At 60.4% G+C, this 26,263-nt stretch carries 28 protein-coding genes and 5 pseudogenes; 20 read left to right on the top strand and 13 right to left on the bottom strand.

All coding sequences use genetic code 11. The features are described 5' to 3' along the window. The first annotated feature begins 226 nt into the window (after nucleotides 1–226). Nucleotides 227–1,093, top strand: a complete 867-nt coding sequence (locus ACZ5C7_RS02930; RefSeq protein WP_464375107.1) for a methylenetetrahydrofolate reductase — start codon at nucleotides 227–229, stop codon at nucleotides 1,091–1,093. A gap of 123 nt (nucleotides 1,094–1,216) precedes the next feature. Here ACZ5C7_RS02930 and epsC read toward each other — a convergent pair whose 3' ends face one another. Continuing rightward, on the bottom strand, nucleotides 1,217–2,077 hold the full coding sequence (gene epsC / locus ACZ5C7_RS02925) for a serine O-acetyltransferase EpsC (protein WP_464375106.1): 861 nt from the start codon (nucleotides 2,075–2,077) through the stop codon (nucleotides 1,217–1,219). Between the two features lie 239 nt (nucleotides 2,078–2,316). On the opposite strand from epsC, the gene ACZ5C7_RS02920 reads away from it, so the two are divergent. Then, entirely contained in the window at nucleotides 2,317–3,267 is a 951-nt protein-coding gene (locus ACZ5C7_RS02920) for a bifunctional 5,10-methylenetetrahydrofolate dehydrogenase/5,10-methenyltetrahydrofolate cyclohydrolase (RefSeq protein ID WP_464375246.1), read from the top strand. Between the two features lie 44 nt (nucleotides 3,268–3,311). Here the strand turns inward: ACZ5C7_RS02920 and ACZ5C7_RS02915 are convergent, their stop codons facing one another. The 5 genes from ACZ5C7_RS02915 to ACZ5C7_RS02895 form a co-directional block, all read right to left on the bottom strand. Further along, a complete protein-coding gene (locus ACZ5C7_RS02915) occupies nucleotides 3,312–3,482 on the bottom strand; it encodes a hypothetical protein (RefSeq protein WP_464375105.1) in 171 nt (56 codons plus the stop codon). Between the two features lie 148 nt (nucleotides 3,483–3,630). After that, entirely contained in the window at nucleotides 3,631–4,629 is a 999-nt protein-coding gene (locus tag ACZ5C7_RS02910) for a DUF8073 domain-containing protein (protein ID WP_464375104.1), read from the bottom strand. Nucleotides 4,630–5,199: 570 nt separating this feature from the next. Continuing rightward, a complete protein-coding gene (locus tag ACZ5C7_RS02905) occupies nucleotides 5,200–5,445 on the bottom strand; it encodes a HalOD1 output domain-containing protein (protein WP_464375103.1) in 246 nt (81 codons plus the stop codon). 3 nt (nucleotides 5,446–5,448) lie between these two features. Further along, on the bottom strand, nucleotides 5,449–6,039 hold the full coding sequence (locus ACZ5C7_RS02900; RefSeq protein ID WP_006667139.1) for a DsrE/DsrF/DrsH-like family protein: 591 nt from the start codon (nucleotides 6,037–6,039) through the stop codon (nucleotides 5,449–5,451). Further along, nucleotides 6,039–6,284 (bottom strand): sulfurtransferase TusA family protein, encoded by a 246-nt coding sequence (locus tag ACZ5C7_RS02895; RefSeq protein WP_273742479.1) that lies wholly within the window; start codon nucleotides 6,282–6,284, stop codon nucleotides 6,039–6,041. The genes ACZ5C7_RS02900 and ACZ5C7_RS02895 overlap by 1 nt, the downstream gene beginning before the upstream one ends. A 243-nt stretch (nucleotides 6,285–6,527) precedes the next feature. Between ACZ5C7_RS02895 and ACZ5C7_RS02890 the strand changes: the two genes are divergently transcribed. From ACZ5C7_RS02890 to ACZ5C7_RS02875, 4 genes and pseudogenes are all read left to right on the top strand, one after another. Then, nucleotides 6,528–7,721 (top strand): MBL fold metallo-hydrolase, encoded by a 1,194-nt coding sequence (locus ACZ5C7_RS02890; protein WP_464375102.1) that lies wholly within the window; start codon nucleotides 6,528–6,530, stop codon nucleotides 7,719–7,721. 5 nt (nucleotides 7,722–7,726) lie between these two features. After that, entirely contained in the window at nucleotides 7,727–8,239 is a 513-nt protein-coding gene (locus tag ACZ5C7_RS02885) for a YeeE/YedE family protein (protein WP_464375101.1), read from the top strand. 1 nt (nucleotide 8,240) lies between these two features. Next, nucleotides 8,241–8,702, top strand: coding sequence for a DUF6691 family protein (locus ACZ5C7_RS02880; RefSeq protein ID WP_464375100.1), 462 nt, complete (start codon nucleotides 8,241–8,243; stop codon nucleotides 8,700–8,702). A gap of 53 nt (nucleotides 8,703–8,755) precedes the next feature. After that, a pseudogene (locus ACZ5C7_RS02875) lies at nucleotides 8,756–9,927 on the top strand (anion permease). A 93-nt stretch (nucleotides 9,928–10,020) separates the two neighbouring features. Here the strand turns inward: ACZ5C7_RS02875 and ACZ5C7_RS02870 are convergent. Next, nucleotides 10,021–10,365 carry a thiol-disulfide oxidoreductase DCC family protein gene (locus ACZ5C7_RS02870; RefSeq protein ID WP_323174653.1) on the bottom strand — a complete coding sequence of 115 codons (345 nt, stop codon included), beginning with the start codon at nucleotides 10,363–10,365 and terminating at the stop codon, nucleotides 10,021–10,023. Nucleotides 10,366–10,457: 92 nt separating this feature from the next. On the opposite strand from ACZ5C7_RS02870, the gene ACZ5C7_RS02865 reads away from it, so the two are divergent. After that, a complete protein-coding gene (locus ACZ5C7_RS02865; protein ID WP_464375099.1) occupies nucleotides 10,458–10,730 on the top strand; it encodes a DUF7967 family protein in 273 nt (90 codons plus the stop codon). A gap of 202 nt (nucleotides 10,731–10,932) precedes the next feature. Here ACZ5C7_RS02865 and ACZ5C7_RS02860 read toward each other — a convergent pair. From ACZ5C7_RS02860 to ACZ5C7_RS02845, 4 genes and pseudogenes are all read right to left on the bottom strand, one after another. Beyond that, nucleotides 10,933–11,157, bottom strand: a pseudogene (locus tag ACZ5C7_RS02860) (thioredoxin domain-containing protein); the annotation flags it as partial. 414 nt (nucleotides 11,158–11,571) lie between these two features. Continuing rightward, complete coding sequence (locus tag ACZ5C7_RS02855) at nucleotides 11,572–11,706, bottom strand: hypothetical protein (RefSeq protein WP_464375098.1); 135 nt, start codon at nucleotides 11,704–11,706, stop codon at nucleotides 11,572–11,574. Nucleotides 11,707–11,768: 62 nt separating this feature from the next. Then, nucleotides 11,769–12,125: an SHOCT domain-containing protein gene (locus ACZ5C7_RS02850; RefSeq protein WP_226778650.1), complete on the bottom strand. Its 357-nt coding sequence runs from the start codon at nucleotides 12,123–12,125 to the stop codon at nucleotides 11,769–11,771. Between the two features lie 84 nt (nucleotides 12,126–12,209). After that, on the bottom strand, nucleotides 12,210–12,695 hold the full coding sequence (locus tag ACZ5C7_RS02845; protein WP_464375097.1) for a hypothetical protein: 486 nt from the start codon (nucleotides 12,693–12,695) through the stop codon (nucleotides 12,210–12,212). Between the two features lie 110 nt (nucleotides 12,696–12,805). Here ACZ5C7_RS02845 and ACZ5C7_RS02840 point away from each other — a divergent pair, with 110 nt between their 5' ends. Then, the gene (locus ACZ5C7_RS02840; protein ID WP_464375096.1) at nucleotides 12,806–13,039 is read left to right on the top strand and encodes a hypothetical protein; all 234 of its coding nucleotides are present in this window, start codon (nucleotides 12,806–12,808) and stop codon (nucleotides 13,037–13,039) included. A gap of 38 nt (nucleotides 13,040–13,077) precedes the next feature. Here the strand turns inward: ACZ5C7_RS02840 and ACZ5C7_RS02835 are convergent, their stop codons facing one another. Continuing rightward, entirely contained in the window at nucleotides 13,078–13,923 is an 846-nt protein-coding gene (locus ACZ5C7_RS02835; RefSeq protein ID WP_464375095.1) for a universal stress protein, read from the bottom strand. 337 nt (nucleotides 13,924–14,260) lie between these two features. On the opposite strand from ACZ5C7_RS02835, the gene ACZ5C7_RS02830 reads away from it, so the two are divergent. The 6 genes and pseudogenes from ACZ5C7_RS02830 (at nucleotide 14,261) to ACZ5C7_RS02805 (ending at nucleotide 19,726) form a co-directional block, all read left to right on the top strand. After that, complete coding sequence (locus ACZ5C7_RS02830) at nucleotides 14,261–14,407, top strand: DUF7512 family protein (RefSeq protein WP_273739397.1); 147 nt, start codon at nucleotides 14,261–14,263, stop codon at nucleotides 14,405–14,407. Continuing rightward, nucleotides 14,408–15,445, top strand: coding sequence for a sulfite exporter TauE/SafE family protein (locus ACZ5C7_RS02825; RefSeq protein WP_464375094.1), 1,038 nt, complete (start codon nucleotides 14,408–14,410; stop codon nucleotides 15,443–15,445). It begins immediately after the preceding gene. 102 nt (nucleotides 15,446–15,547) lie between these two features. After that, on the top strand, nucleotides 15,548–15,955 hold the full coding sequence (locus ACZ5C7_RS02820; protein ID WP_464375093.1) for a helix-turn-helix domain-containing protein: 408 nt from the start codon (nucleotides 15,548–15,550) through the stop codon (nucleotides 15,953–15,955). 95 nt (nucleotides 15,956–16,050) lie between these two features. Then, nucleotides 16,051–16,671, top strand: a pseudogene (locus tag ACZ5C7_RS02815) (aminotransferase class V-fold PLP-dependent enzyme); the annotation flags it as partial. A 42-nt stretch (nucleotides 16,672–16,713) separates the two neighbouring features. Beyond that, nucleotides 16,714–18,507: a bifunctional metallophosphatase/5'-nucleotidase gene (locus ACZ5C7_RS02810; protein WP_464375092.1), complete on the top strand. Its 1,794-nt coding sequence runs from the start codon at nucleotides 16,714–16,716 to the stop codon at nucleotides 18,505–18,507. A gap of 70 nt (nucleotides 18,508–18,577) precedes the next feature. Then, nucleotides 18,578–19,726: an MBL fold metallo-hydrolase gene (locus ACZ5C7_RS02805; RefSeq protein ID WP_464375091.1), complete on the top strand. Its 1,149-nt coding sequence runs from the start codon at nucleotides 18,578–18,580 to the stop codon at nucleotides 19,724–19,726. 166 nt (nucleotides 19,727–19,892) lie between these two features. On the opposite strand, the gene ACZ5C7_RS02800 is transcribed toward ACZ5C7_RS02805, so the two are convergent. Beyond that, a complete protein-coding gene (locus ACZ5C7_RS02800; RefSeq protein ID WP_464375090.1) occupies nucleotides 19,893–20,276 on the bottom strand; it encodes a DUF302 domain-containing protein in 384 nt (127 codons plus the stop codon). 110 nt (nucleotides 20,277–20,386) lie between these two features. Between ACZ5C7_RS02800 and ACZ5C7_RS02795 the strand changes: the two genes are divergently transcribed. From ACZ5C7_RS02795 to ACZ5C7_RS02770, 6 genes and pseudogenes are all read left to right on the top strand, one after another. Then, complete coding sequence (locus ACZ5C7_RS02795; RefSeq protein ID WP_464375089.1) at nucleotides 20,387–21,049, top strand: class I SAM-dependent methyltransferase; 663 nt, start codon at nucleotides 20,387–20,389, stop codon at nucleotides 21,047–21,049. Between the two features lie 218 nt (nucleotides 21,050–21,267). Then, nucleotides 21,268–21,624 carry a thioredoxin gene (gene trxA, locus ACZ5C7_RS02790; RefSeq protein ID WP_464375088.1) on the top strand — a complete coding sequence of 119 codons (357 nt, stop codon included), beginning with the start codon at nucleotides 21,268–21,270 and terminating at the stop codon, nucleotides 21,622–21,624. Beyond that, the gene (locus ACZ5C7_RS02785; RefSeq protein ID WP_464375087.1) at nucleotides 21,621–22,664 is read left to right on the top strand and encodes an NAD(P)/FAD-dependent oxidoreductase; all 1,044 of its coding nucleotides are present in this window, start codon (nucleotides 21,621–21,623) and stop codon (nucleotides 22,662–22,664) included. The genes trxA and ACZ5C7_RS02785 overlap by 4 nt, the downstream gene beginning before the upstream one ends. A gap of 161 nt (nucleotides 22,665–22,825) precedes the next feature. Next, nucleotides 22,826–23,845 carry an NAD(P)/FAD-dependent oxidoreductase gene (locus ACZ5C7_RS02780; RefSeq protein WP_464375086.1) on the top strand — a complete coding sequence of 340 codons (1,020 nt, stop codon included), beginning with the start codon at nucleotides 22,826–22,828 and terminating at the stop codon, nucleotides 23,843–23,845. Between the two features lie 80 nt (nucleotides 23,846–23,925). Next, nucleotides 23,926–24,403 (top strand): annotated as a pseudogene (locus ACZ5C7_RS02775) (transposase); the annotation flags it as partial. Between the two features lie 182 nt (nucleotides 24,404–24,585). Then, nucleotides 24,586–26,153: pseudogene (locus tag ACZ5C7_RS02770) on the top strand (transposase). Nucleotides 26,154–26,263: the final 110 nt, after the last annotated feature.

Genomic DNA, 26,263 nt, shown 5'->3' with positions numbered 1-26,263 from the left:
AAACGAACCGTTCGACGTTACTACGGACCGGTCCTGTGTCGGCCACCGCCGACCTGTTCGCACCACCGTGGCGACGCCGAATCGGTCGCCGGATCGATCGGTAGCCGATACGTACGTCGGGCTCGAGACCCAACGCGGTACCGGAGCCAGCCGACGGCCGACTACACTCGCCCCGGTAACGAGCGTTCGTGTCGAGGGACGGACCAGCCACCTCAGGAGTGAGACCATGTCATCCGAAATACAGTCGACCGCGATGGCGGAAGGGGTAGTGGAGTTACTCGATGAGCCGCGCTTCGAGCTGATGCCGTTCGAGAGTATCGACGAACAACTGGGGCACCTCCCGGACGGCGCGGAGGTCGCGATCACGACCTCGCCGACGCTCGGCCTCGAGGCGACGATCGACTGGACCGAGAAAGCGACCGATCGCGGCTACGAGATCGTCCCGCACGTCGCGGCGCGCTACGTTCGCAACGAGGACCACCTCGAGGAGATCGCGAGACGGCTCACCGACGCGGGAGTTACCGACGTCTTCGTCCCGGGTGGCGATCGCGAGGAGCCAGCGGGGGAGTTTCACTCGGCGTACGACCTCCTCTCGGCGCTCGAGGAACTCGGCTACGCGTTCGAAGAGGTCGGCATCACCGGCTACCCCGAGGGTCACGCGTTCCTCGACGACGAGGTGCTCGCCGAGTCGATGGCGAGGAAAGAGCCCTACGCCACGTACATCGTGACACAGCTGTGTTACGATTCCGACGCCATCCTCGAGTGGATCGCGGACGTCCGTGACCGGGGGATCGAGCTCCCGGTCGAGGTCGGCATTCCGGGCGTTATGAAGTACCAGCGGTTACTGGGTATCTCGAAAAAGGTCGGCGTCGGCGATTCGGTCCGTTTCCTCCAGAAGACGAGCGGCGTCCTCGACTTCGTCCGCCAGCTCGTCGGTTCCCGGGGGACCTACGTGCCCGAAGAACTCATCGAAGGTCTCGCGCCGTACGCGACCGACCCCTACCACGACATCCGCGGCGTTCATATCTACGCGTTCAACCAGGTTCCGGACCTCGAGTCGTGGCGCGCGGACACCCTCGCCCGGTATCAGTGACGCTGCAGGAGGCGACGCTCGTCGTCGACTCGAAGGACTCCTCTCACCCGTCGCTCGATATCCCCACGGCGACGACACCATCCGACGATTATCCGCGTCGGTCGAGGTCCGGTCCTGAACAGCTCACTCGCCCCGTTTTCGCTCCTGCGTCGGGTGCTCGGAGATGTACACCATCATGTTGTCCGGCACGTCCTCCGTAACCCACGAGTTCGCGCCGATGCTGACGTGGTTGCCGATGGTGACCGCTCCCAGTACCTTCGTCCCGGCTCCGATTACGACGTGGTCTCCGATGTCTGGATGTCGCTTGTACCCCTTCTTCAGCGTCTTCTCCTCGTCTTCTTCCTCCTCGAAGTGGAGCGCACCCAGCGTCACGTCCTGGTAGAGGCGAACCCAGTTGCCGATCGTCGCCGTCTCGCCGATGACGACGCCGGTACCGTGGTCGATGAAGAAGTACTCGCCGATCTTCGCACCCGGGTGGATGTCGATCCCCGTCACCGTCTTTGCATACTCGGTGAGTTCCCGCGCGTACTCGGGAGTCCCGGCCTCGTACAGTTCGTGTGCGACCCGTTGCATCGTGATGGCCTGGAAGCCAGGATACGACCGGATAACTTCGATGTAGGACTTCGCGGCGGGATCACCCTTGTAGGCGGCCTCGACGTCCTTCTTGAGCGTCGCCCGGAGTTCGGGCAGTCGTTCGAGCACGTCGTCGACCGTTTCGGACGGATCCGTTCCCGAATACGGGCGGATCCCGCGACAGTATAGCGACCCCAGTTCCGACAGCACGTCCCGTACCGCCGACTCGTCCTCGAGCAGGGCGTCGGCGTTCCAGCACCTGGGAAAGAGGAGTTGTCTGAGCAGTCCCATCTCCGCCCGCCGTTCCGATTTCGGGAAGTTCATCGACGACTGCGTCGGGAAGGGATCGGCGTCCGCCTCGTAGACCTCGAGGAGTTGTGCGTGTACATCGCCCGTGTATCTGTACTCCATGTCCGTTGGTCCTTCGCGTGCTACGTACAAAGATGTAAATGGCCGAACGCATCGCGAATCAACGGACGATCGGCGCGCCGAAGAGCCGACACTGTCCGAGCGTTCGACAACGGCAAGCCAGTACCGAAGGCCCGAGAGATCGTCTCGCAGAGCGATTCCTGGCTGGACACCGCGCGGTACTCGATCCGGAGCTGGCCGCGGGAGCCGCCTACGTAGTGAGCCGTCGGCTACCGGGCCGAATGCTACAAGAGCGTCGCCGTCGAACTCAGACCGTGTCGACGGAACTGCTCCTCGGCGAACCGGTCGCGGCGGACATCCGCGAGGCGGTGAGCGACCGAGTCCACGACCTCGGCGATCGAGGTATCGTCCCGACGCTCGGGACCGTACTGATGAGCGAGGAGCCGGCCGACGAGCGCTTTATGGACTTAAAGCACGCTGCCTGCGACGATGTCGGCGTTGCGACGCGGGACGTCCGTCTCGAGCCGTCCGAACCGTCACGACGCCTCTATCGGGAGATCGAGGATCTGTGTACCGATTCCGAGATTGACGCCGTGTTCGTCCAGGTTCCGCTCCCGAACCACGTCGCGCTGTCCGCGGTCAGGCAGCGCCTCGAGCCCGAGAAGGACGTCGACTGCTTCAACCCCGAGAACCTCGGACGACTCGTCGCCGGCGAGTCACGGTTCGTTCCGGCCACGCCGGCAGCGGTGTGTCGGCTACTTTCGAGCTACGACGTTCCGATCGCGGGAGCGGACGTCACGATCGTCGGCCGATCCGGAATCATCGGGAAACCGCTGGCGAACCTGCTGCTCCAAGACAGGACGCCGGGAAACGCGACCGTCACCGTCTGTCACTCGAAGACGACCGACCTCGCATCGGTGACCCGTCAGGCGGACATCGTCGTCACCGCCAGCGGCGCTCCGGAACTGGTCGACGGCTCGATGCTCTCCTCCGGCGCCGTGGTCGTCGACGTGAGCGCGAACCGCGAACCCGAGACTGGCAAAACGGATGACGGCTCGAGCAGTCGACACGGTTCAGGGACCGCCGGCGTAGTTGGCGATGTCGAATTCGAGAGCGCCAGGGAGAAAGCGAGCGCGATCACTCCCGTTCCCGGCGGCGTCGGCCCGGTCACGCTCGCGATGCTCGTGAAGAATGTCGTTCGCGCCGCCGAGCGGCGAGGTAGCGACGGATAGAATTCGACGACCGTACAGGAATGGAGTATCTCCGGGCAACCGCTTCAGCGATCGCTGCGCTCGTGCTGTCGATCCGCTCGAATCCGCCCTCGACGACGGAACAGTGTCTTGAAGAAGCGCTCGAGTCGGCCATCGGAGGGAGACATCGCAGGAGTCCCGGGGAGGTAGTATTCCGCGCCGCGCTGTTCTTCCGACGTGGTACGTTCTTGACTCATATTCGAACAGTGGGCCTCGATCGGATTAAAAATTCTGGAATGGTATGAAATAGCGTAACGAATGTTCACCACTGACAATTGTCGTCGAGGAGGTCCTCGACGAGCGTTTACGAACCGTTCGATCGTTCTCAGGGCCGACCCTATTTCGTCAGGACTGTGGAACGGAGGCTTCGCGGAGGCGGTCGACGATCTCTTCGCGACCGATCCTGCGCTCGGGCTCGTTGGCAACGCGACCCACCACGAGGTCGACGAGGTCGAGTTGACGTAACAGTTCGAGCGTCTCGTCTCGATCCAGTTCGAGATCCTGTTTGACTTCGTAGATCGTGTTCGACCGCGACACCGTCTCGACGAGTGTTTCAGCGGTAACATCCTCGGGAAGCCCAATTCCGTCGGTGAGAACGACCGGCGACGACTGCGTGTGTTCTGAACCGTCGACCGGCCGGTCGTCGGAGGAACTCCGTGCCGACGCATCCGAATTGCTGTCGATCTGGGGACGCCCGCCCGAGTCGCCGTCCTCGGTTCCGTCGGTATACGAGTTCGGCTCGTGGATATCGTAATCGATCATATACCGCCGGACCGTCTCCGCGGTGACGTCCATCTCGATAACCTCGCTCATCTCCGTGAACGTGTCACAGGATTCGTACACCTCCGTGAGCAGCTCCGGATCTCTGAACGGCGGCACGTTCCGTCCTCGACCGTCAGTCGCCGCGTCGTCAGTGTCGTCGGTGTCGTCGGTGTCGTCGGAAACCGCAAGCGGACTCGAGTTCCGTTCGTCCGTTTCAAAAGTAGCGCCGCCGGTCTCGTTATCCTCGGTAGCGACGGAGACACTGAGCACGATCGTTATCGACCCGTCGTCGATCGTCACGCTCGTCGGATCGACCTCGAAATCCGGATTGGTCGTCGGAACGAACGGTACCGACTCCAGGGTAAACTGGAGTCGCCCGTCGTCGTCAGCGGTTACGTTGTCGGGGCCGAGCGGCGTCCACTGTTGGCTCGATAACGACGATATCGTCAGTTCGACCTCGGCGGTCGGCCTCGTTTCCGAATCGAGTCGATCGGCGAATTCGACGCTCGTTATGGTGCCGACCTCCTCGTCGAATTCCTCGAGAAAGAGACCCAGGTTCTGAAGGGTACTGCCGACATCCATGGTATATGTTATCTCACCATGCACAAGCATGAGGATATATGATGAATACTGCAGGTGTTTAAGTGTAGCTCGAGTCCAAAACGAGTCAACGAGTGTCTACGTACAACCGACGCCGAAGGGACCGGTCTCGAGACGGAACTCTCCGCCCGCTTCATCGATCGATAGATCGCGTCGTACTGTCCGACGGTTACTTCAAATACACATGTGAGATTTAGTGGTTTGTCGGAATCCATCTTCCGAATTCTGCAACTTCGACGATACCGACGGGACCGGCACGGGCGATGCTCTCAAGATCATGCGGCGAGCTGGCTGGGAGCCAACGAACGCCTGTTTCTCGAAAAAACGGCTCACGTATTCTACGTGCCCATCGTCCACAACCTCGGAGGATGATTCTGATGTGTGGCTTTGTTTCCCCTTAGCCAGAAGAGAAACTGACAGCAAGTAGAGTACGAGTTGCTCAGTAACTAATCGATTCCAGACCTTCTGCGTCGCGTGATTCAACCGAAGGGATGTAGTAGTGCATGAAAATGACAATAGCCGAGGGTCGTGGAAGCGAATCCCAAACTCTTCTTACGACAGTTTGATGGTCCCATCCGAAGAGATTGTTACGTCATACCCTCGGTACCGGAACGAAACGTGTCCGCCTCGGACCGAGTCGTCAACAGCGGTCGGTTCAAACAATCGGTCCAGCGCAGCAGGATCCACAACGTCGTTGAGCGGTGGCTCGAGAGCAATCGGGGAGACATCTTCCGCGTTGGCAATCGCTTCAAGGACGCGTAGGCTCGGCTTTGAGCGCGTTGACTTGGTGGCAGTCATGGATTAGACGAGGAGCTGAATGTCGGATTCAGCCATGTGTTGCAGCGCGGTGGCCGCACCGACGCCGGTGGTGACGCCGTCGTAGAAGTCGTCCTCATCATAGTCCATCAGTTCGATCGTCATCTGACACGCCTGCAGATCGACGCCGCTCTCGAGCGAGAGGTCGATCAGTTCCTCGATGGTGGCAGTCCCATTGTCGTCAATCTTCTTCTGCATCATCTTCGTGGCCATCTTGTCCATGCCTGGCAGAGCAGCGACGGCGTTCGGGACCGGCATATTCGGGTTGCCGACGGCGCTCAACTTGAGGTCCTTCGACTTCTCCTCGTGGAGGATATCGAGCCCCCAAAACGTGTGGAAGACGACAACCTCCCAGCCGAAGGCGGCCGCAGTGCTCGCGAGGATTAACGGTGGATACGCCATGTCGAAACTCCCCTGTGTCGCGACGATGGTCATCTTCTTCTGATCATCGCCAGTGTCCACCGCTGCCATCGATTCTTCCAATTCCTCGACGCGCTCGCGCAGCGCCTGTAACTCGGCGGCGTCGACGTCCGGATCGGCGTCGTCGACTGCCGTCGTTGGGTTATCCGTGCTCATTATTCCGTCTTCTTCACGTAGTGGGTGTAGATGTCGTCCTCCTCGACCTGCTCGAGGAGTTCGACGCCGTCGGTGCCGTCGGCCCACCCCTGAATGTCGCTCATGCTGCCCGAGTCAGTTGCGACGACCTCGAGGACGTCGCCGGCCTCGAGATCGTCGATCGATTGCTTGGTCTTCACGATGGGCATCGGGCACGACTGTCCCTTCACGTCTAGCGTCTCCGTGGTCTGGTATTCCGAACTCATAGTTTCGTTCTGGCTCCGTATTGGAGCTATCATACAATATTGGGCGCCCCCATATAAGGCCTCCGGTTATTGCACAATACACGAATACCCCCCAATCCTGGTGAGGGTAAAATAACTAGTTAGCACCTTCCATACGCATATATAGAAATCGTGAGGCTGTATTTGGCCAGTCTGTATTGTAGATAATAGGAAATACTACACAAACCCTTAAGTGCCAGTAGCCGATACTGGGAACTGTACAACATGGACGATATGGATCTTCCAATGCCGGACGTCGAGATCGAATCGGTCAGTCCAGACGAATTGAAGGGGCGAATCGACGCGGGCGAGGATGTCACGCTCCTCGATACCCGTATGGAATCGGAGTACAACGAGTGGAAGATCGTCGGAGAGACCGTTGAATCGATCAACATCCCGTACTTCGAGTTCCTGGACGACGAAATTGACAACGATGTCCTTGCACAGATTCCCGATAACCACGAAATCACGGTTCTCTGTGCGAAGGGTGGCTCGAGCGAGTACGTCGCCGCACAGTTGAGAGAGCGCGGCTACGACGTTGACCACCTCGAGGACGGGATGAACGGCTGGGCGCGCATCTACGAGCGCGTCGAGGTCGAGCGCTACGACGGTGCGGGGACGCTCTACCAGTACCAGCGTCCCTCGAGCGGCTGTCTCGGCTACCTCATCGTTGGCGGTGACGAGGCGGCCTTGATTGACCCACTGCGTGCATTCACCGACCGCTATCTCCAAGATGCGAACGAACTGGACGCCGACCTGAAGTACGCAATCGACACGCACATCCACGCGGATCACATCTCGGGCATCCGCGACCTCGCCGATGAGGGCGTCGAGGGCGTCATCCCCAAGGCGGCGGTCGACCGCGGTATCACCTACGCCGACGAGATGACTCTCGCAGCAGACGGCGACGAGTTCGAAGTCGGTGCTGCCACGATCGAAACCGTCTACACGCCCGGACATACCTCCGGGATGACCTCGTACCTGATCGACGACTCGCTGCTTGCGACTGGCGACGGCCTGTTCGTCGAGAGTGTTGCCCGCCCTGACTTAGAGGAGGGCGACGAGGGCGCAGAAGACGCCGCACGCCAACTCTACGAGTCGCTGCAGGAGCGCGTGCTGACCCTGCCTAACGACACGCTCGTCGGCGGGGCTCACTTCAGTGACTCCGCTGATCCCGCCGACGATGGCACCTATACGGCACCGATCAGCCAACTCGAAGAAGAGATGGACGCTCTAACGATGGACGAAGACGAGTTCGTCGAGCTGATCCTCTCGGACATGCCGCCCCGTCCGGCCAACTACGAGGATATCATCCTTACGAACCTCGGACAGCAGGAGGCCAACGACAAGGAAGCGTTCGAACTCGAGCTCGGCCCGAACAACTGCGCGGCCAGCCAAGAGTCGCTGGCGGGTGACTGATCACCGTGATCGAGATCGCACTGTTCGCCGAACTTGCCGCCCCGGGTCAGGTAGTGCCCGCCGAGCCGTTTCCCAACGGCATCTCCCGGTACGCGATCGGTGGACTGCTCGTCGGCCTCGGCGCGGTCGTCATCTACCTCGGGACGGGGATCGCCGCGGGCGCGAGTACGTTCCTCGAGTCGACGCTGTCGTACGTTTCGGATCAGTCACGGTTCAAGCAGTACCGCGGCTCCCGGGACTGGCGGGTCGTCTTCACGCTCGGAATTGTTCTGGGAGCGGCGGTCTACGCCATCTTCTGGCAGGGCGGGACGTGGACAACCGACGTCCAGCCCTGGCGGTTGCTGCTCGGTGGGGTCCTCGTCGGGATCGGAACGCGCGTCGGGAAGGGTTGCACATCGGGCCACGGCGTCTGCGGTGTCGGCTCGGCCTCAAAAACGTCGATCGTCGGCGTGATCACGTTCCTGACGGTCGCGATTGTGACCGCCCAGATCGTCCAGGCGATGGGGGTGAGTCCGTAACATGAGCAGAAATCGCCATCCGCTGTTCATGCCGCTGATCCTCGTTGGCGGTCTGATCTTCGGCTTCGGACTAGCGTACAGCCACATGGCCCGGCCGGAAGTCGTGCTGGACTTCCTCCAGTTCGACGACCTCGGCCTGCCGTTCGTCATGTTTGGCGCCGCGATCGTCTCCGGGATCGCCTTCGCGATCATGCCCCGGATTCGCGACAGCGCACCGCTGACGGGCGACGTGTACCGTCGACGGCTGAAATCGTTCGATCGAAACGTCCTGATCGGCGGCGGGATCTTCGGTGTCGGCTGGGGGCTCTCGGGGATCTGCCCCGGCGCGGCCTACGCCAGCCTCGGGATCGGAAACGTTGCCATCCTGTGGGCGCTCGTCGGCATGTTCGTCGGCGCCTACCTGCAGGGGGTCTGGCGCAGCAAGCGCGCCGCGGCCGACTCCGGTCCAGCGAGTGCTGACTAACACCGTTCGAATTTCGCACCTCGAGAACTGAAACGGAGGATTTTCGTACACTAATGGAACCCACAACGATACTCCTGTTCGCAGCGGCCGCGGTCGCGAGCCTCTTCATGGCGTGGGTCATCGGCGCCGGCTCGAGCGGCGCGACCCCGTTCGCCCCGGCCGTCGGCGCGAACGCGATTCCGACGATGCGCGCGGCGTTTCTCGTCGGCATTCTCGGCTTCGCTGGCGCGGTGATGCAGGGCGGAAGCGTCTCCGAAGCCGTCGGCAGCGGCCTCGTCGACGGGATCAGCCTCCCGGTCAGCGGCATCATCGTCGTCCTGCTGATCGGTGCCGGGCTGATGGCGATCGGGATCTACACGGGTATCCGATCGCGACCGCGTTCACCGTGACCGGGTCGGTCGTCGGCGTCGGCCTCGCGCTCGGCGGCGATCCAGCCTGGGGAAAGTACGCCGAAATCGGCGCGGTCTGGGTCCTCACGCCGTTCGTCGGCGGGGGAATCGCCTACGGGATCGCGAGCGTTCTTCCGCGACCGGACGTTCCCGAGGCGACGAGCGTTCCGATTCTCGCTGGCGTCGTTGGCCTCGTGGTCGCGAACCTCGAGTTCGCGTTCCTCGCGTCGGTCGGCGGGACGCTCGCCGCGGCCGGAAGGAACGTGATTCCGATCGACGGAACTGCCGCAACGGCCACGGTCTCGCTCGGGCTAGGCGTCGTCGCCGCAGCCATCGTCCGCTGGGATATCCGACGTGATCAGGCGGGCGGATTACGGCGGTTCCTCCTCTCGCTGGGCGCGCTCGTGGCGTTCTCGGCGGGCGCGAGTCAGGTCGGTCTAGCCGTCGGACCGCTGTTCCCGCTACTCGAGGAGCTGCCGACGGTGTCACCGATCGTGGTCCTGCTCGGCGGCGGCGTCGGAATCCTCGTTGGCTCGTGGACGGGCGCCCCGCGAATGATCAAGTCGATCTCCCAGGAGTACGCGTCGCTGGGGCCGCGTCGCTCGATCGCGACGCTCGTCCCTTCGTTTCTCATCGCACAGAGCGCGGTTCTGCTGGGAGTCCCGGTCTCGTTCAACGAGATCATCGTGAGTGCGATCGTCGGCAGCGGGGCCGCGGTCGCCGGCGGAGCCGGCGTCAGTCCGCGAAAGCTGGGACTCACCGTCGCCGCCTGGATCGGATCGTTCATACTCGCGTTCGGTCTCGGCTACGGGTCGATGCTTCTTCTGGACCTCTGAAGCTGCAGGACGCGTTCGGCCCTTCTTCGATCACCGTCCGTTTTCGATCGAATCTCGGTCGGAATAGCGGGTTGCCTATACGCTTTCGAGAAGCTACGGTAGCAATCGGCCGATCGACGGCCGGTTCGATGCGACGACGCGATAGACGAACTCGCGGACGGGTGCATATCCAGGAACGCGACGAAACAGCGGAAAAAGCTGCGATGGCAGAAGGCCGGTCCGTTCGTAGGCGCGTTCCATCGCTGCCCCACAGGAGTAGGTCGTCTCGTCGGTAACCAGATGCGCACACGCCTCGTAGTCGAGCGGCAAGCGCGCTCGCAGGTCGTCCGTGAGTTCCGAAAAGCCGACGATGTCAATCGCCGCGCGGCGGTCCACGAACCGCGCTGCACGAGTACAGACCCCGCAATCGTCGTCATAGACGAGCGTCGGTGGTGACATTCTCGAGCCGAAGGCGTGGATACCGATGAGGTTCTCAAGCCACTAAACTCTCAACCTCAACGACTACCCTTACGCTTCCCGTTTGGGTTCTCATGCCATCGGAGTCGGCCGACGTTCGCGTGTGGCTGGTCGAGCGCGATTACGACAATCGAGACCTCCTCATCCTCACCTATGCGACTCCCGACGGAACTCGAACCTTCCGAAAGGAACTCGCAGTACAGGCGGTCGACCTGGACACGGTCACTGCCGCGAAGGACGTCTCTCCTGATGACCTCGCGACCGTCGAGGATCCAGACGTTCGCGACCGGTATGCCGACGAAGCAGCGCGCATGGTGGAGGAACACGATCCCGACGAGACGATATAGTTGTGACAGATGACCGGACCCGATCCGTCCCGACGGCGACTACTCGAGCGTACGGCGGGAACGCTCGCGCTCGCCGCGCTGGCCGGCTGTAGCGACCTCGGTTGGGACATTGACTCGAGCGACGTCAACAGGACCGACAAGAGCGACGGCGGAGACGTGATCGACGGTGACGACCTCCCCCCCTCCGTGAGGCGAACGTCGTCTGACAGGGGCCACACCAGTCGGCGTAACAGTCCACGAGGACAACATCGTGCTCTCCGACGACCTCGTCGAGGTGACCCTGACCCGTGATCGCGATTGGCTCGTCGGGTGCGGTGCTCTCCCTGTCGGCCGCATCGAGGCCCCCGCCGTTCTCGAGACGTTCCTGCAGCTCTCGCTTCTTCTGTTCACGGATCCGTTGGCGTTCGTTGTTTGCAGAGTCGCTCATCGATCGACGGTACGGTTTCCACAGCAATAACGGCTTTGTGAACTAACTACAATATCATATGGCCGGTTTGGACTCGCACTGGTCTCGTCGCGGATCGCCGGCCGACTCTCACATCGTTCGGGCTGAGCAGACCGGGAACAGATCGTCCTCGAGTCCAGTAATGAACCATACCACGGCGTTGACACCGCCCGTTTGATCGGGTAGCGCAGTACCGTATCGACCGCTCTCGTGGCTGCTGCGGTGACCCAAGACCGCTTCGTCGCGTCTCGCACCTCCTCCCATTCCGTTTGTCGTTGGTGAACTGCCGACGGTGCATCTCCGCGACCGTTTCCGACTCGAGGATCCGCTCAGTATCGACGGCTCCGCCGTGAAGGTGTACCCGGACGAACCGTGCCATGTCAGTCGCGGTCGCGCTCATCGCTCCAGTCGTGCCATTCCGACGAACTCGAAGGGACGGTCCTCGAATCCGCCGTCTGCGGCCGTGTACCCCATTGCGAGATCAGCGAAAAGCACGTCCGAAACCGGCTGGGCGAACGTGCTCTGATCCATCGAGAGGGGGCACTGCCGGACAGAAATGGCGGCGTCCGGCTCGGAATGCGTCCACCCGCGTACTACTTCTCCCGTCGCAAGCGTTCGCGGCGCTCCTCGAACTCCTCGTCCGTGAGGTCGCCGCGGGCGTAGGCCGTTCTCAGTTCCTCGAGTGCAGGATCCGTCCGTTGCCCGCCCGAGTGCCGAACCGCACTGTACAGGAGATATCCGAGACCGAGGAGCACCAACAACGGAATAATCAACATGAGGAGCCACATCCACGTGGCTCCGGTGCCGTCCCACATCCCGCCGTTCCACATGTGGCCCCCACTCCAGACTCCCATCATGGGCATCGCGAGAGCCATCATGAGAAACGGTAGGAGAAGGATCGCGGCGATAATGATTAGCAGCGTCCGAACCAGAGAATCGTCGGTTGCCATATGTTCTCCTTTGGTTGCCAGAGTCTTGAACGGTATGGTGGATACCGATTCCCGGGAACTGGTCGTCTGTCTGCATCAGGGAAATCAGTCGGTTTCCCTCGACGGCCATTCTCGAGCATCGGATTCGACTAACCCGTACAGTATTCGCCGACGTGTGTCCAGTTCGTCGAGTTCGGTCTCGAATTCGTCGTCCGATATGGTCGGGATACCCTCCTCACGGAGGTGGCGAAGATTCGGCGGGGGTGGTTGGCTGTCCGCGGATTCGACGAATCCTTCGTGGAGTGTCTCGAGTTTCCGCGCCGTCAGCTGTGGCAGCGTGCCGAAGAGCAACTGCGTGAACGCGCCGATCGTAACGAAGTGGATGTGCGTCCACGTGATCCACGATACCTGCGGAATGAGTTCGAACGCTTGAAGGCCCTGATAGAGAGCGAGTGCGAAACCGACAAACAGGAATGCGATGCCAGCAACGTGAAACGGCGTCAGAGTGAGTGTCGGTCCATCAGCCATCCGCCGGGTGGATCGGTATTCGGAGTCGCTTGGACGTGGGTCGCACGGATCCGTATTAGCCATACACGTTCGTTTGATCGGCCGCTGTGTATCCGTTGTCGCGAATATTGCAGGGTGCTTCGAACATGTTCGAAGCGTATGCTACGGTGTTCGACTGCCAACCATCAATACTGATGCCACGGGCGAAACTCACCGTCCAACTCCCCGAATCCCTCTGGATCCACGAGATTTCGACGGCCTATCCCGACACTACGTTTCGAGTCAGTTCAGTGCTGCCGGGATCGGACGTCGCGTCGGCGCTCGGCGTGACCAAGTCGACCTGTAGCGATGTCCTGCATCGCGCGGAGAGCGCGATCGCACACTGGTTTGCCAACGAACGCGTCGACTCCATCTCTCACGACCGGTGAACCGGTTCACGCTCGAGTGAGCCGACGGTTCGCCCTCGTTACGCCGTTCGATCCGGCGGAACGAGCATAACGTTGCTGTCCGCCCGTGCGACGATATCTTCAGAGACGCTCCCGAGCAAGAGTCTGCGGAGCCTGCTGTGACCGCGCGAGCCGACGAGAATCGTCGTCGGTTCGTACTCGACTTCCGCAGCGAGAATCTCGTCCGCCGGATCACCTTGACGGACCGCCGTTCGCGTCTCGATCTCCCAGTCCTCGAGTTTGGTTGCCAACTCCGCCAGTCGCGCTTCGGGGTCGGCGCCCTCTGGAAGCGCCGGATCCTTCGGCGTTTCAACGTGGACTAGCGTCGCCTCCTGTGTCGCGTGACGGAGGTACGAGAACGCCTCGAACGCCCGCTCGGCGTTCTCCGAGAAGTCCGTCGCGAATAGCATCCGCCGAAACAGGTGTTCGCGGACGACGGCTGGCTCGTCCGCCCCGCGTTCGATCCGGTTGACTAGCAGTGGGACGATCGTCGTCCGCGCGAGATTGCGTGCAGTCGATCCGATAACGCGGTTCTCAAGCGGACTCTTTCCGCGCGAGCCGATGACTGTAAGGCTAGCGCCGACCGCCTCTGCGATCCCGTTGATGCGTCGATGGGGCGTCCCGCGAACGACGTGTGCTTCGACGTCGAAGCCCGCGTCTTCGATGACGCTGCGATAGCGGTCGAGCGCTCGCTCGCGTCGCGCTGCGAAGTCGATACCGGGCATCCCCGCGTGGACGTTCGACGGGATCACGGTCACGAGGTGGATCTCCTCGACGCCGATTCGGCCGAGACACTCGAGACAGGTCTCGCTCTCGATCGTCGCCTCGCTGGCGGCCGAGAGATCGGTCGCACAGATCGCTATCATACCGGTCGTAGGCTTCGGACGCATAATATTGTTTGTGTAAACCAATACCTACTCCGAGTTATCAGTCGTAACCGATCCGTAGGTATCGCGACGCCGACTCCGTCTCGCCACGAATCCGCTGACACAGCGTTCCGACCGCGCGCCAGCGGAAGGAGTCTCCGTCGGTTCGTTCCTCGGCTCCGTATAACTTACTGGAATATTCTCGTTGGATAGCCGTGAGATAGACTGCAGTAATATTGTACGGAATTCCCAAAAGTGTTATATCCGTCCTCCGGATAGACGATACCGAGTAGAAACCTATGCTCCGCACACAATCGGGCGACGGAGGTCGGTATCGATGATCGACCTCGCAGCGTATTCGTCAGCAGTACAGTCAGGCGCCCTCGTTGGCGCCGTCCTCCTCGAGGCGTTCGTCCTCTACGTCGGGTACGGCGCGCTCGAGCGAGTCGCAGCGCCGATCGTCGAGAAAATCACACGCGCATAGATGGAGTTATTCGGAATCGCCCTGATGACGCTCGCACTGTTCGTAAGCTTCGGCTTCATGGTCGGCGTCCTATTCGGCTTCTTTGGCATGGGCGGTTCGTTCCTCGTCACACCGGCGTTACTCGTGATGGGGTATCCCGCCAGAGTCGCCGTTGGGAGCGGCATGGCCTTCGTCTTCGGGACGGCCATGATCGCGACGCTGAAACACCGCGACCTCGGCCAGGTCGACTACAAACTTGGCGGACTGATGATCGTCGGGACGACGAGCGGTATCGAGGTAGGGAGTCGGATAGTGTACTATCTCGAGGAATTGGGACTCGCCAGCGGTGCCATCGGCGTCACGTACGTCGTCCTGTTGGGTGCGGTCGGGCTATTCGTCACCCGAAATGCGCTCGTAAACGACGGCGGAGACGATTCGAGTAGCAGCCACCACGAGTCCGACGGGGAGATCGATCCGGACGCGATTCCGCCCCTCGCGAAGCGGATTCAGTCTTACCGTATCCCGCCGATGATGACAGTTGCCGGTGGGATCCAGGTCTCGCTCTGGTTGATTCTGGTCGTCGCGTTCGCCACGGGTCTGCTGTCGGGTTTCCTGGGTGTCGGTGGCGGTTTCATCAAGATGCCCGCGATGGTCTACCTCATCGGCGTCCCGGTTCCCGTCGCGGTCGGGACCGACCTTTTCGAGATCGTGTTCTCGGGCGGGTTCGGCGCGTTCACCTATGGACTCAACGGCGGCGTCGATCTCTCGATCGTCGCACCGCTACTTGCGGGGAGCGCGCTCGGCGCCCGGATCGGCTCGGCCGCGACCGGCATCGTCGACGAAGACGACATCAAGATCTACTTCGGACTGATGCTGGTCGGTGGTTCGATCGCCGTCGCGTTCCGTCAGGCGGGCGACTACCTCGGAATGGACGTACTGAATACGGTCAGTTTTGCACTGATCCTGCTCTCGGCGTTCATGGTCAGCGGGGCCGTGATCGTCAGCACGATCATGACGATGCGAGCGCAGTCGAACGCGTCCACGACGTCCACGAACTAACGCCGTAGACGCCACTCACCCCATTCAGATATCGGCTCACCGAGATTGTACAATATTCGCACAATCCTTATATCGTCGCGGTCCCTATCACGTGATAGTTAAATGGCTGACTCAATGGCAGAGCAACTACAGCAGGACATGGAGTGCGAGGGGCTGCTGGAGTGTATCCACGGCCTCAAGCAACTCGACAAGGACTGCTTTCGCGTAATGGTCGAGAGCGAGGAAGCGCTGACGATCGACGAGGTCGCCGAGCGGGTCGACCGCGAGCGCTCGACCGCGTACCGATCGATTCAGCGCCTGCTCCAGAGCGGATTCATCCAGAAGGAGCAGATCAACTACGAGCAGGGCGGCTACTACCACGTCTACTACCCGACAGACCCGACCCAGATCGCGAACGACATGCAGCGAAAGCTCAATGACTGGTACGCGAAGATGGGGCAGCTCATCCAAGAGTTCGAGGACAAGTACGAACACGCAGAGGCCGACATCGAGATGCCCGCACAGAGCTAATCGTCTTCCGGCCGTTACTCTCTTCGCTCTTGTCCGTACTCTCACTCTCCTCGAACCGCTTTTAGGTCGTTTCGCTGACGGGAGTCTCCCGACGAGCCCACGACGCTGGTGCGCTTGCGCTCGTCGACGCCGTACAGGTCCCCGGACAACTACCAATGAACGTCGCGGAGTGGGGTGCTGATGCGGTCGCTGCTGCCGGCCATAAGTGGCTGCTCGGGCTGTGGGGCGGCGGCTTCCTCTACGTCGACCGTGACGTCGCTGAGGGTTTCGAGCCGCGAACGGTCGGCTATCGAAGCGTCGAGACGCCATCCGACGATCCCTACAAGTACGCAGCAGGCGCACATCGGTTCGAAGTTGGATCAGCGAACCCGGCACCCCACGTCGCGCTCCGGGAAGCAATCAACGTGATCGATGAAGTCGGGATCGACCAGATCGAAGACCGCGTCCGCCGTCTCGCCGGTCGACTAGTAGACGGTGTCCCCGTTGACCGTCTTCTCAGCCCCTCAGTGCCGGAGTCGGGGCTCGTGACCATCGATGTCGACGATCCGGCGACGACGGTCGAACGGCTGGCTGCCGACGGGATCGTCGTTCGAGCACTGCCATCTCCGACCGCCGTTCGAGCGTCCGTCCACGCAGTCAATACTGCAAACGACATCGATCGACTGCTCGACGGACTTGAGCAAGAGTGGGAATCGCGGGAGCACAATGCAGGGTAACGGCTTGAGTACATGCTCTCGTAGGATGTGAAAGAGCATCGCATGGATCTCGACACGGAATACATGGAGGAGTGGAAACGGCTCGACGGATCGGACGCGGCTGACCACGATCAGGGACAAGTACCGGACGTAGTCTGTCTCCACGTCAGCGACCTGCACGGCCAGCTCGTTCCCGAATATCACGTCTACTACGATAATCCCGAATCGAGCCCCGATTTCGACTTCGGTGGCGACGACCGGATCCTCCGGCGCGGCGGCGGGATCCCGCTGTTGGCCGGCAAACTCAAAGATATCCGCTCGGCTACCGATGAGACGCTTACGCTGATGAGCGGCGACACGTTCCACGGCACCGCGGTGACGACGTACACGAAGGGCAGGGCGATGCTAGAACCGATAACCGAGCACGTCGATCCGGACGTGTACGTTCCGGGGAACTGGGACTTTGGAAACGAGGCCGCCGAGGACAGGAACCTGCGGAACCTGATGGACGAACTCGAGGCGCAGGTGTTAGCGAACAACCTCTACGGGCCAGATGCGGACGGGTTGCTGTTCGACCCCTACACGATTGAACGTGCGAACGGCGTCGACGTCGGAATCGTCGGGATGACGAACGTCTACGTCGACCGTATGGCGCCGGCGTTCCATGAGGGAAAGTACCGGTTCGGAAAACACCCAGCGTTGCTCGAGGAAGCCGCAGAATCCGTACGCAACGAGGGTGCCGATGTCGTCTTCGCGGTCACCGAGATCGGACTGCCGTGGGCCGTCCAAGCGGCGAAGGACATCGAGAGTATCGATGTTCTGTTCAGTGCGCATACTCACGAGTACACTCACGATCCGATCCTGATCGATAAGACGGAGACGCTCGTCGTCGAATCAGGAACGGGCGACGGACTCGGCCGCGTGGACCTCCACATCGATGACGACGGCGTCGCATTTCGCCACATCCTCTATTGTCTCGCCGAAGACCACGACTACACATCCAACCCGGCACCGGTGGCCGAACGGACGGTTGCGGATATTCGATCGCCGTTCTTCGACGACGAAACTTCCTACGAGCGAGGAGACGGAACCCTCGAGCGGCCGCTGGACACAGTCGTCGGTAGGACGGAGGCGTCGCTCGATCGACAATCGTTCCTCGAGAGCGACTGGAACGCGCTGTTCGCCGACGCACTACGAACGTACTTCGGCACCGAATTAGCGGTCACCCACGGCTTCCGTTACGGTCCAGCAGTTCCCGCCGGCGAGATAACGCTCGAGCACCTATATCAAGCGTTTCCGATGACCGCACCGGTGGCCCGTGGCGAAGCGTACGGTCAGCAGCTGCTGAACCACATGGAGGCGTTCCTTACTGACAACTTCACACCGTACGTTTACGAGCAAGAGGACGGTCGTGTCCGGAACTACTCTTCGAACGTGGAGGTGATCATTGATCCGACCGCGAAACGCGAACGCAGACTCGTCGATCTCGTCGTCGACGGGGAACCGGTCGATCCCGAAGCGCGCTACTCGATCGCGACGTTTACCCGTCCCGGTGATCCCGAACGTGATCTCGGAAACTGCGGCTTCCCGTTCCAAGACATCGACATTGAAGACGGCGTCGTTCCGGTTGACGTCGTCGTCGACTACCTTGAGGACTACTCGCCGATCGATTACGAGGAGACGACGCTCGTCCAGACGCCCGACAACGGCGGATGGGTCCAGAATACGCCCGCTGACGGACCGTACCCGTACGTCCAACCGGGGGTTGATTACGCGGGCAGAGATGAGTACTGCGAGACGCGGTTAATCCCAACCGGGACCCGCTTCCCCGAGAGCGGGCGAAATCCGTACCGGTAGCCGAGGATGCCTATGCAGGGATGAGAACTATCGGCGGCCTCGCACCAGATAGTATTGTAAGGAGATTCCAATGGTGAACCAAATTTCCCCGGAACGGCTCGCGGATATGATTGACTCAAACGAGTCGTTCACGCTCGTCGATACGCGCCCTGAAGATAGTTACGAGGGCTGGCGTATTCACGGCGCCGAGAACATCCCGTTCGGTCCAGACAACGAGATCGGGGACGAAGAACTCGAGCGCGTTGAGGAGGCCAAGGACGGAGAGACAGTAGTCGCGATCTGTGGAAAGGGGCTTACGTCGACGCCGTTCAGCTTCGAACTCGAGCAACACGGCTACGACGACGTGTCCGTCGTGAAGGGCGGTATGGAGGATTGGAGCAAAGTCTACGAGGTCGTTCCCGTCGAGACCGAAAACGACGACCTCGTCGTCCTGCAACTGCAGCGACGGGCGAAGGGCTGTCTCGGCTACGTCGTCGGCTCGAGAGACGCCGAGTCGGCCGTCGTCGTCGATCCGACGCGACAGACGGACCAGTTCAAGATCGTCGCCGAGGAGGCCGGACTCACGATCGAGCGCGTCCTTGACACTCACGTCCACGCCGACCACATCTCGGGCGGACCGAAACTGGCGGCGGAGCTGGACGTCCCCTACCATCTCGGAGAACACGCGAGCGAGCGGGGCGTCGAGTACGACTACGAACCCCTCACCGACGGCGAGACGATCGAACTCGGTGAGATCGGGATCGAAACGCTGCACACGCCGGGGCACACGACCGAGATGGTCAACTACCTCGTCGACGACGAGGCGCTGCTGACCGGCGACACGCTGTTCGTCGAGTCCGTCGGCCGGACAGAGCTTCAATTCGGTGACGAGGATGCGGCACGCGGCGCCGAACTGCTATACGAATCGATTCACGACACCATCCTCGAGTTACCGGAGGAGACGCGAATCCTTCCGGGCCACGTGTCGGTCACGGAGGACAACCGATACGAGGTCGGCTCGCCTGGCGAACTGATCGGCGCTCGACTAGGTGACCTCCGCGACAACCTCGACCTGCTGGGACTGGACGAGGACGAGTTCGTGGACCGATTGGTCGACAATGCGCCCGACAAGCCACCGAACTACGAACGCGTGATCGAGATCAACACGGGTTCGGAGCCACCCGAGGACGAGTCCGAGGCGACGGAACTCGAGTTAGGGCCAAATAACTGCGCGGCCTAGTTCGCGCAGTCAGACTCGAATCGGTTCTGTACGGTCGATCAGCGGTTCCGTGGCACGTCTTCTACATTGGAATCCTTCCAGTCACCTCCTGCCCTGTTCTCTTTGCGAAATTCGTCCTTCGGTTGGGACAATAGGAGCGATCATGAATGGCTGCACCGGACCCGAACTATAACGACTCGAGAACGCGTTCGAAGCGTTCGTAAGCATCGTCACCGATCGAGTCGAGTTCGTTGTCGTCAGCGACACCAATCAGACGCTGCGGGTCGACCGCGCTAACGACGACGCCGTCGTCATCGTCGTACACGACGACGTTACACGGGAGCAACGTCCCGAGTTCGAGATCGTGCTCGAGTCCCTGATGGGCCAACTGCGGATTGCACGCACCCAGGATTCTATACTGCCGGAAGTCCTCGTCGAGTTTCTTTTTCAGCGTTTCCCGGACGTCGATATCGCAGAGCACGCCGAACCCCTCGTCCTCAAGGGCGTCGATCGTTTTCTCGACGATGTCGTCAAACTCGCCGTCGACTTGTGTACGAAGCGTATAGGACATACTGTACCACTGATTTCGAGAACGGTCGTAGTTGGGGTAGCACCAGCAAACCTGCAGCACGTGCGTCAGTTTGAGGAAGACTGTAGTCCGTCCACGATGAAGGGAGTACTATGGTTTCTCGTCGTACCGTACGAGCGATCGCCGCCCTGCTCGGACTCACGCTGCTCGCCGGACTCGGATACGCCCTTCGGTGGCGATCGAACCCATCACCGTGCCCGTACGCCCAGCGCCACGCGATCAACTTCCCCCGTCCGGTCATTACTCGCTCCCGGCTGCGCGACGTACTCAAGTCCCAGCCCAGTGAACGTCTTCTCGAGGTCGGACCGGGAACCGGCTACTATACCGGGATGGTCGCACGGGCAATCGAACCGTCGGGGACACTGCACGCCGTGGACGTCCAATCGGAGATGGTCGAACACGTCCGAACGCGAATGCGACAGGAAGGGAACCCGAACGTCGAACCGATCCGCGGCGACGCACGATCGCTTCCGTATCCGGACGACACGTTCGACGCTGCGTATCTGATCTTAGTCCTCGGGGAAATTCCTGACCAAGAGCAAGCCCTCGACGAACTCGAGCGGGTTTTGAAACCCGACGGTCGACTCGTCATCGGTGAGTCTCTCCCCGACCCGCACTTCGTCGGATTCGAAGGGCTGCGACGCCGTGTCGAACAGCGAGGACTGACATTCGACGCGCGCGTCGGAACGCGAGTTGGGTATTTCACCCGCTTTGACGCGGGTATTTCAGATCGGTCGGCCGACTCTGTCGAATGAGCGGTTGTTAGGTTACTGTGCAAAACCGATCGGGACGGTTCGACCGACGAAAGCGTTGTCACATCTCCTCAATCATCCTCACCGAACCTCTACTTAGCGCGGTCCACGGATCGGTTCGTTCGTCGTAGTGTGGAGAATGAAGACAGCCTCTACTATGGCACCCATATTGTGCAATTCTCACAAAACCTTTAAACACTATCAGTCCATACGTAGTGGTGATGGCAACTGATGCACGCGGTGCCTCCGGAGAATCGCTCGACGAACCGATCTACATCGACGGGAGAAGCCACCTCGAGGACGTCACGACGGCGCACGACGTCGTTCTCGTGGACTTCTACGCCGACTGGTGTGGCCCCTGTCAGATGCTCAATCCCGCCCTCGAGCAGCTCGCGGACACGACCGAGGCCGTGATCGCCAAGGTCGACGTCGACGAACACCAGCAACTCGCGGGCTCGTTCGGCGTTCGGGGTGTGCCAACGCTAGCCCTCTTCGCTGACGGCGAGCAGGTCGAACAGCAGTCCGGCGCGCTGCCGGAAGACCGACTCCGTAGCCTGATCGAGAGATACACCGAATGAACAAGGAAACGGACATGATCGCGGACGTTCGCAACGTAGTGATCGTCGGTTCCGGCGTCGCCGGCCTCTCCGCGGCCGTCTACGCCGCACGGGCCGACCTCGAGCCGCTGGTGCTCGAGGGACCCGAACCGGGCGGCCAACTGACGCTGACGACCGACGTCGAGAACTACCTCGGCTTCCCTGAGGGTGTCGGCGGGATGGAGCTGATCCAAAACGGGAAGGACCAGGCCGAGCGCTTCGGCGCTGAGTTCACTCACGGCACTGTCGAAAACGCGACGCTCGCGGAGCGGCCGTTCGAACTCGAACTCTCGAACGGCGACACGTTGCAAACGCGTGCGCTGATCGTCGCGAGCGGCGCGAGCGCTCGCTGGGTCGGCGCCGAGAACGAAGACGAACTGATGGGCTACGGGCTCTCCACGTGTGCGACCTGCGACGGCGCGTTCCACCGCGGTGACGACATCCTTGTGATCGGCGGCGGCGATTCGGCGATGGAAGAGGCGCTCTTCCTCGCGAAGTTCGCCGATAATGTGACGATCGTTCACCGTCGCGAGGAACTGCGCGCCTCCGAGATCATGGCCGACCGCGCCCGCGACAACGAGACCATCGAGTTCCGCTGGAATACGGAACTCGAGACGATACACGGCTCGCAGGAGGAGGGCGTCACCAGCGCAACGCTCATCTCGCATCCCGACGGCTATCCCGCGGAGAAGGCCGCGACCGGCGTCGACGTCGACCGAGAGACCGTCGATGTCGGCGGCGTGTTCTACGCCATCGGCCACACACCGAACACCGAATTCCTCGAGGGGACCGCCGTCGACCGCGACGAGAGCGGCTATCTCCGCACCCGTACGGACGACGCCGGCCGCGCGACGACCGAGACGGCGGTCGAGGGCGTCTTCGCCGCCGGCGACCTCGCTGATCCGCACTATCAACAGGCGGTCACCGCTGCCGGAACCGGCAGCATGGCAGCACTCGATGCCGAAGCGCACCTCGAGACGCTCGAGCGAACGGAAGAGGCCGCATTTGAGATTCCTCTGTAGCTGGAAACATGCATTCTACGAATTATTAGATTAGGAACGGCTGCTCAGTAAGTCTATAGAATTCAAGAACGAGATCTCACTCGGTGGCTTTGTCACTGTATCCACAATATCACGCCGATTTCGAACCACCATTTTATGTGTCGATATCGGACGAAGAGACGATGGCTACTGATTCAACTGTTCACGATTACGAAGTTCTTGTCGTCGGAGGCGGTCCGGCTGGAATGACCGCAGCGCTGTATACGACGCGACTCGGTCATCGAACGGCCGTCGTCGATCGCGGCGGTGGACGCGCAGCGATGATGCAAGAAGTCCACAATTTACTGGGTGTCACGGAGGAGACATCCGGGAACGAATTTCTCTCGGTCGGGAGAGACCAACTTCGAGAGTACGGGTGCGATATCCACAATGATCTACTCGTCTCCTGCGACAGTACTGAGGATGGTTCGATCCGTCTCTGCGGGAATAATGCTGACTATCGCGCAGAGTACATTGTTCTCGCGACGGGATTCAACGATGTCCGCCCAGAACCGCCACTACCGCGGACCGGTCGTGGACTCCACTACTGCTTGCACTGTGATGCCTACATGTTCGTCGATGAATCCGTCTACGTCATGGGATACGGGGAGAGCGCTGCACACGTAGCTGCGATCATGCTGAACTTCACCGACGATGTTGATCTACTCACTCGCAATGATAGCCCTGAATGGAGCGACGAGACGGCAACGATGCTCTCGAACCATCCGATCGATATCATTCACGAGGACATCACTGGCGTTCAAAACGACAAAGATGGCTGGTTAGCAGCCCTTGAGTTCGAAGATGGCATGGTTCGCGAGTACAAGGGTGGCTTCGCCATGTATGGTGCCGAATACAACAACGGTCTGGCCCGCAACCTCGGCTGTGACGTCAACGATGATGGGACGGTCGTCGTCGATGATCACGGGCAGACAACAGTCGATCGCGTCTATGCAGTGGGAGACCTGACACCTGGGCATAATCAACTCCCGATTGCATTGGGCGAAGGAGCAAAGGCTGGTATTTCATTGCATTTCGAGTTACGTGAATTTCCCCGTGATCTCGACATCATCGAGGAACAGGGTCCAGTCCGTTCCGATGAAGTTCCTGGGATTCCCGACGAACTTCTCGAGCAAGAAGTCGAATTCCACACATATGACTGAATGACTGTAGAATTGTTCTATAAGCACTATTGTCGGATTGGGATATATTAAATATACCTATATATTTGGTGGCTGGGCACGACGCCATGCTATTCCACCGTGAGAACGGCAGCAAGCACTACTACCGCCGGACAAACTATCGCGTTCAAACACTGAAAGCGACCGCTCTCGTTGACACGGCGATGCAAGCTGTCCTCGACGTTCACTGTACGACCGGGAAACCGCATGATACACAGTTCGGCTGGCGGGTCGCCTGCCGCAACACAGGCGATCTGCACAGCCTCGCCAAAGGCTACGACTGGATGCAATTACGCGAAAACTCAGAGACGAGGGCATAAGACCACTGATCAACCATTGAATCTTCCGGCCCATCGACCCGCGCGTTGCGTGCGTGATCGATGGGCCTCGTTACCGCCAGCGATCGATGTGTGAGGCCCCTTCTCGGCGATCAAGCGCACGCACGGCGTCGCTGTGCGTGCGCAAACCTGGTATCAAGAATTTCGAGAACTCGTCATGAAATGTGTCGTCAACAACATCAAGCGAGCGGTGACACAGTGAAATCAAGCATTGCATGGCGATTCACCAGAACCCGTCGTTCCATTTCCAGAATACGTCTTGAGTCAACAAATTCATGAGGAACGGGACACGACAGGTAGGATCCTCAACCACTTCTACCACCCCGATACGATCGTGAATCGATGGCTGACTCGCTGGATCAGCTCTCGGACCATGCCTGCCGAATGACTGATACCTGTACGGGAATCGAAATTACTGAACAGCTTCAAGCAGGCAACTCGCTGCAATCGAGCATCGCTGAGAGTACGATTCGAACCGAATATCTCGATGACAGTTATCCAGAGTGGCACCCTGCCCCGGACTCGTTTCTCGGGATGGTTCGACTCCTCATCTACCGGGAAATCACGGGTGAGAGCTATCGAGCGCTGGCTCGGTATCAAGAACTTGCCGAACTATTCGGGCTGGATCACATCCCTGATGAATCTGTGCTGTCTCGAACATGGCGCAATCGCTTCAACGACGGTGTCCGAGAGTTCGTTCGGAGTGCTTCCCACTTCGTCGTCAAAGAGGTCCACGACCGGGAGTTCTCAGCTCCTGCTGTCCGGCCGAAAAGTGAGGTTGTCGACGAGAAAAATCGTTCTCCCAAGGACGATGGGGCAGCTGGTCGAGGATTCACTGACAAACAAATCCACCGAACCACGCGCCTCGCACGGGACCACGGCTTCAACGAGTTCGACTCGGGTCGCGCCGCGAATGCTACGTATGGGGACACGCAGTTCTTCGAGTTGCAAACGTTCATGGGGATGTCGGCTGTGGGACATCACAGGGCGCAGCACGCTTCCAATATCGGCGTGGGACCGACTACGGTCCACACGGGGATACTCACCTCCGAGCAATCAAGCAATTTGATTTGGAGACACTCATTGACGGATTCGATGAGGCGACTGACCGGCTGGTTTCGGTCATCGCATCTGAAGCGTCGTTTCGCCGGCCGGTAGCAGCCGCGATCGACATCACGACCATTCCATACTACGGCGACGTTGAGGGGATGTCGATGGTTAGCGGGACGAAAGAGCAGGAGCGTCGGGCGTTCAAATTCGCGACTTTGTCGATCGTTGGGCAGAACATCCCGCTGGTACTCGGTGTAGAACCGATTCGAGAGAGTTCGGAATGGGACAGAAATCCACCGAACAAGATTCACCGTGTCGTCCGACGCCTGGTGAAGCGAGCACAGGAACACGTCCCCATCGAGACGGTACTCTGTGACCGCGAGTTCGATTCCCAGCAGGTCTTACAGACGTGTTCGAATCTCGGAGTGAACTATCTGATCCCGAAACGGATCAACAGCACGGAGCGGGAGGTCATTGAGACGATGGACGACGACGAACAGGAAGTCGCCGTGGAATCGGCCTCCGTCAGCGTCGAAACAGGAAGCCACTCGATGCGGTTCGTGTATGTACCGTCAACGAAAGGCGATGGAACAGCTGTCTTCGCGACGAATCTTAAGGCTGAACCGGACAAGGCAGAGACGTTCTGTCGACGGTACAGCCGCCGCTGGCAGATCGAGAACGAATACAAGAGTATCAAGCATGACTTCCTCGCGAAGACCTCCTCGAAGGACTATCGGGTACGGCTGTTCTACTTCGTGTTTGCCGTGCTGCTGTACAATATCTGGCGGCTCACCGACTTCCTGCTGAAAGCCGGTGTTGACGGAGAGATGGACTACGCACCGATCTTGACCGCCGGCGAGTATGTAGAGCTAATCGTCTCGGCGTTGATTCCGCCTGACTAATCGGCTGCATTCTCACCGAGGTAGCTGTATGGGAGTGGAAACGCTATTCAGCAACTCCAAAATTCGAGCTTCATCTTGCCAATTCGCCCATATGCATTCAAGACTGTCTC

The sequence above is a fragment of the Halostagnicola alkaliphila genome (genome assembly GCF_055379965.1).
Note: the sequence above shows the minus strand (reverse complement) of the source record. Positions and strands in the feature narration are given on the sequence as shown.

Coding starts and splice junctions, on each gene's coding strand:
- ACZ5C7_RS02895 (WP_273742479.1), bottom strand. CDS start 6,284: ATGAGTTCGGAATACCAGACCACGGAGACGCTAGACGTGAAGGGACAG.
- ACZ5C7_RS02795 (WP_464375089.1), top strand. CDS start 20,387: ATGGTTTCTCGTCGTACCGTACGAGCGATCGCCGCCCTGCTCGGACTC.
- ACZ5C7_RS02830 (WP_273739397.1), top strand. CDS start 14,261: ATGATCGACCTCGCAGCGTATTCGTCAGCAGTACAGTCAGGCGCCCTC.
- ACZ5C7_RS02855 (WP_464375098.1), bottom strand. CDS start 11,706: ATGGATCAGAGCACGTTCGCCCAGCCGGTTTCGGACGTGCTTTTCGCT.
- ACZ5C7_RS02905 (WP_464375103.1), bottom strand. CDS start 5,445: ATGACTGCCACCAAGTCAACGCGCTCAAAGCCGAGCCTACGCGTCCTT.
- ACZ5C7_RS02865 (WP_464375099.1), top strand. CDS start 10,458: ATGCCATCGGAGTCGGCCGACGTTCGCGTGTGGCTGGTCGAGCGCGAT.
- ACZ5C7_RS02930 (WP_464375107.1), top strand. CDS start 227: ATGTCATCCGAAATACAGTCGACCGCGATGGCGGAAGGGGTAGTGGAG.
- ACZ5C7_RS02845 (WP_464375097.1), bottom strand. CDS start 12,695: ATGGCTAATACGGATCCGTGCGACCCACGTCCAAGCGACTCCGAATAC.
- ACZ5C7_RS02920 (WP_464375246.1), top strand. CDS start 2,317: ATGCTACAAGAGCGTCGCCGTCGAACTCAGACCGTGTCGACGGAACTG.
- ACZ5C7_RS02915 (WP_464375105.1), bottom strand. CDS start 3,482: ATGAGTCAAGAACGTACCACGTCGGAAGAACAGCGCGGCGCGGAATAC.
- ACZ5C7_RS02840 (WP_464375096.1), top strand. CDS start 12,806: ATGCCACGGGCGAAACTCACCGTCCAACTCCCCGAATCCCTCTGGATC.
- ACZ5C7_RS02785 (WP_464375087.1), top strand. CDS start 21,621: ATGAACAAGGAAACGGACATGATCGCGGACGTTCGCAACGTAGTGATC.
- ACZ5C7_RS02835 (WP_464375095.1), bottom strand. CDS start 13,923: ATGATAGCGATCTGTGCGACCGATCTCTCGGCCGCCAGCGAGGCGACG.
- ACZ5C7_RS02910 (WP_464375104.1), bottom strand. CDS start 4,629: ATGGATGTCGGCAGTACCCTTCAGAACCTGGGTCTCTTTCTCGAGGAA.
- ACZ5C7_RS02810 (WP_464375092.1), top strand. CDS start 16,714: ATGGATCTCGACACGGAATACATGGAGGAGTGGAAACGGCTCGACGGA.
- epsC (WP_464375106.1), bottom strand. CDS start 2,077: ATGGAGTACAGATACACGGGCGATGTACACGCACAACTCCTCGAGGTC.
- ACZ5C7_RS02780 (WP_464375086.1), top strand. CDS start 22,826: ATGGCTACTGATTCAACTGTTCACGATTACGAAGTTCTTGTCGTCGGA.
- ACZ5C7_RS02850 (WP_226778650.1), bottom strand. CDS start 12,125: ATGGCAACCGACGATTCTCTGGTTCGGACGCTGCTAATCATTATCGCC.
- ACZ5C7_RS02880 (WP_464375100.1), top strand. CDS start 8,241: ATGAGCAGAAATCGCCATCCGCTGTTCATGCCGCTGATCCTCGTTGGC.
- ACZ5C7_RS02805 (WP_464375091.1), top strand. CDS start 18,578: ATGGTGAACCAAATTTCCCCGGAACGGCTCGCGGATATGATTGACTCA.
- ACZ5C7_RS02820 (WP_464375093.1), top strand. CDS start 15,548: ATGGCTGACTCAATGGCAGAGCAACTACAGCAGGACATGGAGTGCGAG.
- ACZ5C7_RS02870 (WP_323174653.1), bottom strand. CDS start 10,365: ATGTCACCACCGACGCTCGTCTATGACGACGATTGCGGGGTCTGTACT.
- ACZ5C7_RS02825 (WP_464375094.1), top strand. CDS start 14,408: ATGGAGTTATTCGGAATCGCCCTGATGACGCTCGCACTGTTCGTAAGC.
- trxA (WP_464375088.1), top strand. CDS start 21,268: ATGGCAACTGATGCACGCGGTGCCTCCGGAGAATCGCTCGACGAACCG.
- ACZ5C7_RS02800 (WP_464375090.1), bottom strand. CDS start 20,276: ATGTCCTATACGCTTCGTACACAAGTCGACGGCGAGTTTGACGACATC.
- ACZ5C7_RS02890 (WP_464375102.1), top strand. CDS start 6,528: ATGGACGATATGGATCTTCCAATGCCGGACGTCGAGATCGAATCGGTC.
- ACZ5C7_RS02900 (WP_006667139.1), bottom strand. CDS start 6,039: ATGAGCACGGATAACCCAACGACGGCAGTCGACGACGCCGATCCGGAC.